The following is a 6,442-nucleotide window of genomic DNA, read 5'->3' as shown; positions in this document are numbered from 1 at the left end:
CTCCTCGCCCCCGCCCCCTCCCCGGCGCCGAAGAGCACCTCCCCCCCTCCCACCTACCGCTGCCCCCCACCCGACCAACCCCCCCCCCCCTTCCCCTACCCCCCCCAACAAGGGCCCCCCCCACGGTTGCTACGGTCGGTCGCGCGGGCCGACCGACCCGCGTCCAGCGGGGGAACAGGAACACGGGCACGCCCATGCGCATCACCTTCCTGATACACACCACGTACGGCATCGGCGGCACCATTCGCACGGTGCGCAATCTGGCGGCGCGGCTGGCCGACGAACACGAGGTCGAGATCGTCTCGGTCTTCCGCGACCGCGACCGGCCCGAGTTCACGTACGACCCCCGGATCCGGCTGAGATATCTGGTCGACATCCGCAAAGGCGCCCAGGACGGCGTCCTCGACGACCCGCGCCACCAGCGGCCGTCGGCGATCTTCCCGTCCACCGACCGGCGGCACGCCCTCTACAGCCCGATCACCGACGAACGCATCGGCGCGTGCCTGGCGGAACTCGACACCGACGTGGTGGTCGGCACCCGGCCGGGCCTCAACGTGCACCTCGCCCGCCAGGCGCCGCGCGGCCTCGTCCGGGTCGCCCAGGAGCACCTGACGCTCGACACGCACTCCACGCGGCTCGTGCTGACCCTGCGCCGCCACTACCCGGGCCTGGACGCCGTCACCACCACCACGGAGGCCGACGCGGCCGTCTACCGCCGCCGTATGCCGGGCGTCCGGGTCGCCGCCGTCCCCAACAGCGTGCCGCCCACCGGCGCCGCCCCCTCCGACTGCACCGCGCCCGTCGTGGTCGCCGCCGGTCGGCTCGCCCCCGCCAAGCGCTACGACGACCTGATCCGCGCCTTCGCCCTCGTCCGCGACCGCCGCCCCGACTGGACGCTGCGGCTGTACGGCTCGGGCCGCGAGCGCGCGAAGCTCGAAGCGCTCGTCACCGAACTGGGCGTGCGCGACAACGTGAAGCTGATGGGCGCGGTCTCGCCGATCGAACCGGAGCTGGCCAAGGCGTCGGTGCTCGCCGTCACCTCGACCCTGGAGTCCTTCGGCATGACGCTGGTGGAGGGCATGTGCGCGGGGCTTCCCGTGGTCTCCACCGACTGCCCGCTCGGGCCGCGGGAGATCGTCGACGACGGCGTGAACGGTCTGCTGGTGCCGCCGCGCGACATCGACGCGATCGCCGCCGCGCTGCTGTCGCTCATCGAGGACGACGAGCGCCGCCGGGAGATGGGCCGCGCCGCGCTGGCCTCCTCGGCGCACTACGACCCCTCGGTCATCGCCCGGCGCCATGTGGACCTCTTCCAGCGGCTGCTGGACGACCGGGCGCGCGGCGGCGCCCGTCCGCGCGCCGCGGTCCGCGCGTCGGTCGGGCGGACGATGGGCGCCCTGCTGTCCGCGGGGGACATGACGGGGGCCGCGGTCAGGAAGGCCGGACGCCGAAGGCAACACATCGTCAGTTAAAGACGACCGTCTACCCAATTCCTATCTCTTCATGCTCATGGACCCGCGAGTAACCGGAGGCATTGCGAAGATGCTGTGCGGGAGTTGTGTGGACAGGTAATTCAGTGACCTGCGGGTATTCACGGGGACGGAGCGAACCGTAGGGCACGATCTGTGACAGAAACGTGATGATCAAGGTCGTTCCGGCCCGGGGACGCCTACCGTGAAGGTATGCCTCACAACCCTCAGACCCCACAGGATCCGCGGCCCCCACGGAGCCCGGCCGACGACCCCGACGCCTACACCGGCCTCGACGCGCGGGAGGCCGAGCGCCTGGCCGAGCAGCGGGGCTGGCAGACGGTGCGCAGCCTGCCGCCCGGCGCGATCGTGACCATGGAGTACGTCGTCGGGCGGCTGAACTTCACCGTGGAAGGGGGCCGCGTCCAGCGCTGCTGGGTCGGCTGACGGGCCGAGCCGCCCGGCTCAGCCCGCGATGCCCCGGCCGCGCACCTGCTGGTGCGCGAGCGGGGTCGTGGGCCTGGCCGGGCGCTCGACGGGCGGACGGCGGCTGCCGACCGGGGTGAGCGGTGTGCGTTCGTTGCGTCCGGTGGGCGGCCTGCCGGGCGCGTGCGGGGCGGCGGCGACCGGAGTGGTCGTGGTGGCCGTGACCGCCGCGGTGGCGCCCCGGGCGCCCGCGCCGACCGTCGCGCGGCTCGGCGCGTGCTCCTCCTGCTCCGCGTCCGGGTCCTGGTCCTGCGCGGAGGCCGGGGAGCGCTGGGCGACCAGCACCGGGCTCACGGCCTCCGGGCGGAGGACCGCTTCGGCGGAACCGGTGCGCATCCGGGCCCAGGCGTAGGCCAGGAAGTCCTCGGCCCGTGCCATCGCGGGCTCGAACCACGGCAGCGCCAGCAGGATCAGCAGACCGGCCGCCCAGCCGAGCAGCACGTCGCTCACCCAGTGCGTACCGAGGTAGACCGTCGTGGCGCCCACGCCGAGCGCGAGCAGCGCGCTCACCACGGACCCCAGCCTGCGGGCGCGCGGAGTCGTGGCCAGATACGCCAGAACGCCCCAGGTCACGACCGCGTTGGCGGTGTGACCCGAGGGAAATATATCGCCGCCGGCGAACATCTCGGCGGAGCCGACGGTCGTCGCGTAGTGCGGACCGAGCCGCCCGAGACCGTATTTCACGGCTCCCACGGTGATGTTCAGCAACAGCAGTGAGGTGCCGAGGACCAGCAGCGGGTGCAGCGTGCGGTGGCGCCACGCGCGCCACCCCAGCCACGCGAGCACCATCACCGCGGTGGGACCTCGTTGGCCGAGGACGACGAAATAATCCAGGAACGCGTGGATTTGCGGCCATTGTTTGTAAGGACGCCAGAGCATGACCTGCCAGTCCAGCGTCACCAGTTTGGAAGTGGTGAGGACGCCCACGACGATCGCCACGTAGACCGCCAGCGTCGAACCGAACAGCCACACGCGTGTTCGGCTCATCCGCGGCAGGTCGCGGGTGGTCGGGCGCTCCGCCGTACGGAGGCGCTTCTCATCGGTTCGCACTCAATCGACGTTACAGCGTGTGACGGCATAGTTCGGCCGTACGAGCTGCTTTGTAATGACGATGTGATGTGGAGTGCGTCTCAGGGAGCCCTTTGGCGGCCGGTGATTCGGGCGGAATGCGGGAGTGGCTGGAGTTTATGTTCGGGTGTTGATACTCACAGGGTCGGCAAGGTGCGGCCTTCTTATTTATTGCTTATTTCCCTCACCTTTCTCCGCAGTTTCCCCGTCCATACCCGGGCCGACGTGATCGAACGGGGCCGCGCACGGGCGGCGCCGGGGCGCGCGACGGGTGTCCGAGGGGGTCCCGCGGGGGCGGTGACCGGGTGTTGTGAGCCCGTGACCAGCGAGTGGTCTCGCGTACGCTGACGACTCACTCGTTCGTGGAGGTATGCGTATGACGAGGCCGGTCAGCAGGTGGACCATTCTGTTCGTCCTCTGCGTCAGCCTGCTGATCGTCGCTCTCGACGCGACGGTGCTGCACGTGGCCGTCCCCGCCCTCACCGAGGATCTGCGGCCCGGCGCCCAGGACCTGCTGTGGATCGTGGACGCCTATCCGCTGATCGCCGCCTCTCTGCTGATCCTTTTCGGGACACTCGGCGACCGCATCGGCCGCCGCAAGGTCCTGCTGATCGGCTACGCCCTCTTCGGCGTGGCCTCCGCGCTCGCCGCCTTCGCGCCGACGCCCCACGTACTGATCGCCGCCCGCGCGCTGCTCGGCGCCGGCGGCGCGATGATCATGCCTGCCACTTTGTCGATACTTCGACAGGTCTTCCCCGACCGCCGCGAGCGCGCGACGGCGATCGGCGTGTGGAGCGCGGTCGCCGCGGTGGGCGCCGCCGTCGGCCCGGTGCTCGGCGGCTTCCTCGTCGAGCACTTCTGGTGGGGCTCGGTCTTCCTGATCAACATCCCGCTGATGGCCGTGATGCTGCCGCTCGGCCGGATACTCCTGCCGGAGTCCCGGGGCAGCACCGACGGCCCGTGGGACGTGCTCGGCGCGGTCACCGCCGCCCTCGGCGTCCTCGGCGTGGTCCTCGGCATGAAGCGGCTCGGCGGCGGCGCGAGCCCGCTGGACGCCTCCGCCTTCGTCCCGCTGCTGGCCGGAGTGGGCCTGCTGGTCTGGTTCATACGCCGCCAGCGCCGCCGCGAGCATCCGCTGATCGACGTCCGGATGTTCTCCCAGCCCGCCTTCTCCACCTCGGTCGGCTGCATCGTGCTCGCCATGCTCGCCCTGGTCGGCCTGGAACTGATCGCGGTGCAGTACCTGCAACTGGTCCTCGGCCTCAGCCCGCTCCAGACCGGACTGCGCCTGCTGCCGCTCACCTTCGCCGCCATGGCCGCGGGACTCACCGGCTCCCGCATGCTGCGCGGCTTCGGTCCACGCCGCATGGTCTGCGGCGGCTTCGTGCTCACCGCCGTCGCCGTACTCGCGCTGACCGCCATGGGCCAGAGCGACCGGCCGGTCCTGCTCACCACCGCCTTCGTCCTGCTCGGCTTCGGCCTGGAGGCCACCCTCTTCGGCGCCTACGAGTCCATGCTCAGCGAATCCCCCGCGCACCAGGCGGGCGGCGCGGCGGCGATCGGCGAGACCTCGTACCAACTGGGCGCCGGGATGGGCATCGCGCTGCTCGGCAGTGTGATGAACGCCGCCTACGCGCCGGGCGTCGCCCGCACCCCGGGAGTGAGCGCCGCCGACAGCACCGCCGCGGGCCACTCGCTCGGTGAGGCGTACGACGTCGCCGACCGGCTCGGCGGCGGGTCGGGCGCGGCGCTGCGGCACGCGGCCCGGCACTCCTTCGTCACCGGGCTGCACATGACCCTGCTGGTGAGCGCGGGGCTGCTGCTCACCGGGGCGCTGGCCGCGCTGCGGCTGCCGCGGGTCATGGAATGCGGCGCGGACAAGGGGCAGGCCACCTGCGATCTGGTGGTCCCGGCCCGCCAGGAGCCCGCGGCGGCCGTACGGTCCGGCGCGCCGGGGGAGTGAGCCGCGTCCGGCCCCAGGCGGCCGGGCCACGGGGTGCGCGAAGGTCCCGGCGCCGGGCTCCCACCCGCTGCCTTTGGCCATGAGATCGGGCTCCCGCCGGCCGGGACATCCGGCTCCCGACGCTCCCGGCGCGCGGCGGGCCGAGCGGTCTGGACGCGCGGCAGACTGAAACGTAACGTCGGCGCCGAGCCGTAGGTTACCGCTGCTAGTTTCCGTGTCCTTCTGTGCCGGAGGTCCCCCGTCATGCCCGGAGCCGCAACCCCGCCCTTCGACCCGTACGACCCGCTGGGCCTCGACGACCTGCTGACGCCCGAGGACCGCGCGGTCCGCGACACCGTACGGAAATGGGCCGCCGACCGCGTGCTGCCGCATGTCGCCGACTGGTACGAGCGCGGCGAACTGCCCGTCATCAGGGAACTCGCCCGTGAGCTGGGCGCGATCGGCGCCCTCGGCATGCCGCTGACCGGCTACGGCTGCGCGGGCGCGAGCGCCGTCCAGTACGGCCTGGCCTGTCTGGAACTGGAGGCCGCCGACTCCGGCATCCGGTCGCTGGTCTCGGTCCAGGGCTCGCTCGCGATGTACGCCGTCCACCGCTACGGCTCCGAGGAACAGAAGCGGCGCTGGCTCCCGTCGATGGCCGCGGGCGAGGTGATCGGCTGCTTCGGCCTCACCGAACCCGACCACGGCTCCGACCCGGCCGCCATGACCACCCACGCCAGGCGGGACGGCTCCGACTGGGTGCTCAGCGGCCGCAAGATGTGGATCACCAACGGCTCGGTGGCCGGTGTCGCCGTCGTCTGGGCCCAGACGACGGACGCGCCCGGCGGCATCCGCGGCTTCGTCGTCCCCACCGACACCCCCGGCTTCTCCGCGCCGGAGATCCACCACAAGTGGAGCCTGCGCGCCTCGGTCACCAGCGAACTCGTCATGGACGACGTCCGGTTGCCCGCCGACGCCGTGCTCCCCGAGGTCACCGGCCTGCGCGGACCGCTGAGCTGCCTCAGCCACGCGCGCTACGGAATCGTGTGGGGCGCGATGGGCGCCGCGCGCAGCAGCTTCGAGGCCGCGCTGTCGTACGCGACGACGCGCGAGCAGTTCGGCAGGCCGATCGGCGGCTTCCAGCTCACCCAGGCCAAACTCGCCGACATGGCGGTCGAACTGCACAAGGGCATCCTGCTCGCCCACCACCTGGGACAGCGGATGGACGCCGGACGGCTGCGGCCGGAACAGGTGAGCTTCGGCAAGCTCAACAACGTCCGCGAGGCGATCGAGATCTGCCGCACCGCCCGGACGATCCTGGGCGCCAACGGGATCTCACTGGAGTACCCGGTGATGCGGCACGCCACCAACCTGGAGTCCGTGCTCACCTATGAGGGCACGGTCGAGATGCACCAGCTCGTCCTGGGCAAGGCGCTCACCGGACTCGACGCCTTCCGCGGATGACGCGGTGCGGCCG

The 6,442-nt window shown here is 71.9% G+C and carries 5 protein-coding genes; 4 read left to right on the top strand and 1 reads right to left on the bottom strand.

The window, feature by feature from the left end:
* Positions 1-194: 194 nt before the first annotated feature.
* The gene (locus tag ACZ37P_RS29060) at positions 195-1,472 is read left to right on the top strand and encodes a glycosyltransferase family 4 protein (protein ID WP_467349343.1); all 1,278 of its coding nucleotides are present in this window, start codon (positions 195-197) and stop codon (positions 1,470-1,472) included.
* A 210-nt stretch (positions 1,473-1,682) separates the two neighbouring features.
* Positions 1,683-1,916, top strand: coding sequence for an I78 family peptidase inhibitor (locus ACZ37P_RS29055; protein ID WP_188285797.1), 234 nt, complete (start codon positions 1,683-1,685; stop codon positions 1,914-1,916).
* Positions 1,917-1,934: 18 nt separating this feature from the next.
* Here ACZ37P_RS29055 and ACZ37P_RS29050 read toward each other — a convergent pair whose 3' ends face one another.
* Positions 1,935-3,005, bottom strand: a complete 1,071-nt coding sequence (locus tag ACZ37P_RS29050) for a phosphatase PAP2 family protein (protein WP_467349341.1) — start codon at positions 3,003-3,005, stop codon at positions 1,935-1,937.
* A gap of 388 nt (positions 3,006-3,393) precedes the next feature.
* Here ACZ37P_RS29050 and ACZ37P_RS29045 point away from each other — a divergent pair, with 388 nt between their 5' ends.
* On the top strand, positions 3,394-4,986 hold the full coding sequence (locus ACZ37P_RS29045; protein ID WP_467349340.1) for an MFS transporter: 1,593 nt from the start codon (positions 3,394-3,396) through the stop codon (positions 4,984-4,986).
* A 243-nt stretch (positions 4,987-5,229) separates the two neighbouring features.
* Positions 5,230-6,429, top strand: coding sequence for an acyl-CoA dehydrogenase family protein (locus tag ACZ37P_RS29040; RefSeq protein WP_401856343.1), 1,200 nt, complete (start codon positions 5,230-5,232; stop codon positions 6,427-6,429).
* The last annotated feature ends 13 nt before the right edge of the window (positions 6,430-6,442 follow it).

It is taken from the genome of Streptomyces sp. NPDC024632, assembly GCF_055559175.1.
The sequence above is the reverse complement of the archived record's forward strand: the minus strand, read 5'-3'. Positions and strand labels throughout refer to the sequence as shown.

Bases quoted from the DNA above. Each gene is read 5' to 3' on its own strand.
- ACZ37P_RS29040 (WP_401856343.1), top strand. From the start codon at position 5,230: ATGCCCGGAGCCGCAACCCCGCCCTTCGACCCGTACGACCCGCTGGGC.
- ACZ37P_RS29060 (WP_467349343.1), top strand. From the start codon at position 195: ATGCGCATCACCTTCCTGATACACACCACGTACGGCATCGGCGGCACC.
- ACZ37P_RS29055 (WP_188285797.1), top strand. From the start codon at position 1,683: ATGCCTCACAACCCTCAGACCCCACAGGATCCGCGGCCCCCACGGAGC.
- ACZ37P_RS29045 (WP_467349340.1), top strand. From the start codon at position 3,394: ATGCGTATGACGAGGCCGGTCAGCAGGTGGACCATTCTGTTCGTCCTC.